Genomic DNA, 3,208 nt, shown 5'->3' with positions numbered 1-3,208 from the left:
CTGTGGCCGATCTTCACCCCTATTTGGCCGCGCTGCACCTTGGCGGAGCCAATCGGATTCGGCATCATCCGATTTGTGCTGGGATCCAAGATTGCCCGGAGGTGGAGTGCTGGCAAGAGCTAACCCGGCGAGACACACCCTGCTATTCTGCGCCCTTGCTCGCGAAGAAACCTGATCCAAAGGGCGCGGTCCATTCGACATCGGCGCGAGTTCGAGGAAATCGTCCACCAGCCGGCCCGGGCCGGGACGCTCTTGCTGGACATCGCTTCGGCGCCCCACGGGGCTGGCGCTCGACCCCTTGAAGACTTTGACGCTCAGTTGGGCGCGCGTGCGACGATCGTTGGCGCATCGATCTCAAACGAAAACCCGCCTGCCTCGAACATTGATCGGCAAAATCGTTGTCTCCAATTGTGTCGCCATATCGACGGGGGAGAGTGACGTCATGATCGAGATCGGATGGGAACAAAGGATCTATCCGGCCGCGAAAATTGCGATCGTCGTGGACGCCCTCGCGGCCGAGGGCGTGCCGGTCGCCGACGCGCTCCGAAGGACCTTGCTTTCTCCGAGCGATTTGCAATCGCCGACGACCCAGGTCTCGGTGAACCAGGTCATCGAAACTTATCGAAACGCCGTCCGGCTTGCGCATGCTCCGCACTTTGCCTTCGAAGCGGGTTTGAAAACCCATGTCTCGTCGTATGGAATGTACGGGTTCGCCATCCTCAGCAGCATGAATTTTCGCGAGACGATGCATTTCGCCGTCAAGTATCACCAGCTCGCGACTCCCGTTGTCAAACTTCAATTCCGTGAGGAAGCGGGCCGTGTGGATTGGACCATTGACCCGTTGCCGCATCCGGCGATCGACGCTCGCCTCTATCGTTTCATTGTCGAAACGCAATTTGGCATCCTCGTCTCGCTCCACCGCGACATCATGGGATCGGCGTTCCACCCGGCGGCCCTTGACGTGACGTTTGCGGCCCCCGAACCGGAGGACCAATACGCACGAGCGCTCGGATGCCCGGTCGCCTTTGGGCAGCCTCGAAATCGCTTCCGCTTTGATGCGGACTGGCTTAATGGCGCCCCGCAATTCGGCAACGAAATCACTTATGCGTCGGTCCTCGCTCTTTGCGATGACCTGCACGATCGATTGCAGAACCGGATCGGCGTCGCAGGAAAAGTGCGCTCCTATTTGCTCGCGACCTTGGGACGCAACACCAGCCTGGAGCATGTCGCGGCGCATCTCGGCGTCCCGGTGCGCACGCTCCGGCGAAAATTACGCGACGAAGACACGTCGTTCCGCGACCTCTTCGACCAGTTGCGGGCCGAGGTGGCGATAAAGTATTTGCGCGATACTCAGATGACGATCGATGATATCGCCCATGCCCTGGGCTTCAGCGAAACGTCGAACTTTCGCCACGCGTTTCGACGCTGGAATCACGCTTCGCCGCTAAAGGTCAGGCGCTCTCTGCACGCGGGCCAGACCGGCGAACCCTGACGTCGAGCGCATCCGCCGCTGACGACGTCCCGTCGCCCATGCTCCGCGCCGCTCGCAGGAAACGGCACAGCGGAATTCGCTTCGTTGATCGTCTCTGTCGCGCAGAATGGCCGAAAGAAACTCCTGATTGGCCGAAGCTAACCTTACGTCGGCCGCCCGAAACCGGCATTACGTTCTCGCGGGAGCCTGCAAAGTCGAGCGCGTCCCCGAGACGGCGAAGAGAGGGAACAAACAGTGTCGGGCAGACTCATCGATGTGACCGCCTCAGCGTATCAGTTTCCCCTGCTGATCAAGCACCTCCTCCATTCGTCCATGCTGCATGCGGCGGACCAGGAGATCGTCTACCGCGATCAGAAGCGCTTCACCTATCGCATGCTGCGCGACCGCATCGGCCGTCTGGCGAACGGGCTGAAGGAATTGGGCGTACGCCCGGGCGACACCGTCGGCGTGATGGACTGGGACACGCATCGGTTCCTGGAGGCGTTTTTCGCCATCCCGATGATGGGCGCGATCCTGCAGACGGTGAATGTGCGTCTGTCGCATGAACAGATCATCTACACGATCGAGCATGCGGGCGCGACGACCCTCCTGGTCAACGACGAATTCCTTGGCGTTCTCGCAGAGATTCGGCCGCGCCTGACGAAGGTCACCACCATTGTCGTCATGTCGGACAACGATTCGTTCGTCCTGAGCGAAGAGGGCGTCGCCGGTCACTATGAAGACATGCTGGCGGCGGCTTCGGCCGAATACGACTTTCCCGATTTCGACGAGAACACGCAGGCCACGACGTTCTACACCAGCGGAACGACGGGGGCGCCGAAGGGCGTCTATTTCAGCCACCGGCAGATGGTCCTGCATACGATTGGCGAACTCGCGGCGTTGGGACTGGCGCCCAAGCAAGGGCGCTTTCACAGCGAAAGCGTCTATATGCCGCTTACCCCCATGTTCCACGTTCATGCCTGGGGGTTGCCTTACGCCGCGACCGCTGCGGGCGCCAAGCAGATCTATCCGGGGCGCTATGTTCCGGACCTGCTGCTGAAGTTGATCAAGAACGAAGGCGTGACCTTCACCCATTGCGTGCCGACCATCTTGCTGATGCTGCTGGACGCCCCAGCGAGCGCCGACACGGATCTCAGCGGCCTGACGATGGTGATCGGAGGGGCGGCGCTGCCCAAGATGCTCGCTTTGCGCGCGATGGCGCGCGGGATCGATATCTTTACCGGCTATGGAATGTCTGAAACGGGCCCGGTCCTCACCCTGGCGCATCTCAAGGCGTCGATGCTCAGCGGCGTCGCCGACGAGGAAGTCAACTTCAGGACCAAGACCGGACGCCCCATTCCGCTGGTGGACATCCGCGTCGTCGATTCCGACATGAAGGATGTCGCGCATGACGGCAAAACGTCCGGCGAAATCGTCGTGCGGGCGCCATGGCTGACCCAGGGATATTACCAGAACCCCGCGGCGTCAGAGGCCCTCTGGGATGGCGGCTATCTGCACACCAATGACATCGCCAATATGTCGCCGCATGGCTATCTGCAGATAACCGACCGCATCAAGGACGTGATCAAGAGCGGCGGCGAATGGATTTCCTCGCTCGAGCTCGAAGACATCATCATGAAAGCCCCTGGCGTCAAGGAAGCCGCCGTTATCAGCGTCAAGGACGACAAATGGGGCGAACGCCCCGTGGCGCTGGTCGTCCGAGACTACCAGGCCGAG

At 60.9% G+C, this 3,208-nt stretch carries 2 protein-coding genes; both read left to right on the top strand.

Annotated features, from left to right (window positions below; genetic code table 11):
- Positions 1-523: 523 nt before the first annotated feature.
- A complete protein-coding gene (locus ACLP25_RS01815) occupies positions 524-1,492 on the top strand; it encodes an AraC family transcriptional regulator (RefSeq protein ID WP_442467541.1) in 969 nt (322 codons plus the stop codon).
- A 234-nt stretch (positions 1,493-1,726) separates the two neighbouring features.
- Positions 1,727-3,208, top strand: a 1,482-nt coding sequence (locus ACLP25_RS01810; RefSeq protein ID WP_442467540.1) for a fatty acid--CoA ligase, incomplete at its 3' end; no start/stop codon positions are given.

It is taken from the genome of Roseiarcus sp., from assembly GCF_052145395.1.
Lineage (GTDB): Bacteria > Pseudomonadota > Alphaproteobacteria > Rhizobiales > Beijerinckiaceae > Roseiarcus.
This window is presented reverse-complemented; position numbering and strand designations above follow the sequence as displayed.